This window comes from Candidatus Halocynthiibacter alkanivorans, assembly GCF_003333265.1.
GTDB lineage: Bacteria > Pseudomonadota > Alphaproteobacteria > Rhodobacterales > Rhodobacteraceae > Halocyntiibacter_A > Halocyntiibacter_A alkanivorans.
Window position 1 is genome coordinate 1 of the sequence record NZ_QOLB01000003.1, and the last position, 1,550, is coordinate 1,550.

Below are 1,550 nucleotides of genomic sequence, written 5' to 3' on the forward strand. Positions count from 1 at the left end.
TGGAGGCGGCAGATTATGGACCACCCGGAGGGTGCAGACAAAACGGGTGATGTTCGGCTCGGTTTCGACCGGCGGGTGCGGCTGGAATTCCATGGCTCGAAGATCAGCTCAGATGGCGGATTACTGTTGTTCCGGGAACTGGACGAGGTGCTTGGCCTGCATGACATTGCTGGCGGTGTTCTGAAAGGCACCCGCAGAGGGCGCAATTGCGTTCACTCCCTTGTCGGGCTTTTGCGTCAGTCGGTCTTCAGCCGCCTTGCAGGCTACGAGGACGTCAATGACGCCGATCGTTTTGCATTCGATCCAGGGATGCGCCAGGTCGTCAGTGGACGGGCTGTGTGATCAGGCCGCGTCTGCGAGCCAGATGGGGCGGTTTGAGACTGAGGTGCTGGCAATGGGCGACAACCGCGGTGCGCTGTCGAACCTGTCAGGCCGGTGGATTGACGCGGTGCATGACCGCAAAGGGCTGAAGTATATCACGCTCGACATGGACAGTTCTGTCAGTCCGACACACGGTGCACAGGAAGGCACGGGCTGGAACGGCCACTTCGGCTGCATGTGCTACCACCCGCTCTTCATCTTTAACCAGTTTGGACATCTTGAGCGCAGCGCACTGCGCAATGGCAATGTCCATAGCGCGGATAATTGGAAGGCACTTCTGGCCCCCGTCATTGCCCGCTATGCACAGCGAGACCTGATGCGGTTTTTTCGGGCCGATGCAGCCTTTTCCATCCCTGAACTGTACCAGTTTCTTGAAGCGGCGGGGTATTTCTACGCCATCCGCCTGAAGAAGAACGCTGTGCTGGAAAGCCGGGTAGCGCATCGCCCCACCCGCCCAGTAGGGCGACCATCAAAGACCAAGGTCAAACGCTTCTATGAGGCCTTCGAGTATCAGGTCCAAAGCTAGCACAAGCCGCGCCGGGTGGTCGCCAAAATCGAGTGGCATCCGGACGACCTATTTCCCCGTTTGGGCTTTATCGTGACCAACATGCCAATGGAGGCTGACAGGATCACACGTTTCTACAACCTGCGTGGTACGGCTGAGCAACACATCAAGGAAGGCAAGCAGGCCATCACCTGGACGCGGCTGTCCAGCAAGCGCTTCTTTGACAACGAGGTGCGGCTTCAACTTCACGCACTGGCTTACAATCTGGGTGTCTTCTTGCAGGGCGTCGAGTTGCCCGAGGAGATGGCCGACTGGTCGCTGACCAGCCTGCAAACCCGACTTAAAAAGATTGGTGCAAGGGTCGTTCGACATGCCCGCGCCATTACCTTCCAGCTCGCTGAGGTTTCTGTCAGTGGCAATCTGTTCAACCGCATCCTTGCGGCCATCCAGCGGCTACATGCACCTCCGGCTCCAACATGATGGCGTCAATGGCAAAAACTGAAGGAATTCGGCTCAACAAGTTTGTTCGGGCGAGTGACGATCTGCCCGGAAATCGCGAAAACCCTGCCGTAGAGACCAAAATACTGATCAGTTCACGCGACAGACACGACAAAAACCGCACAGAGGGCTTGATCTGAGCGCAAAACAACAACATGCAAGAGAT

General features: G+C 57.2%; 1 pseudogene. It reads left to right on the forward strand.

Annotation, left to right across the window (positions count from 1 at the left end):
• Positions 1–15 precede the first annotated feature (15 nt).
• Positions 16–1,366 (forward strand): annotated as a pseudogene (locus tag DWA01_RS00020) (IS1380 family transposase).
• Positions 1,367–1,550: the final 184 nt, after the last annotated feature.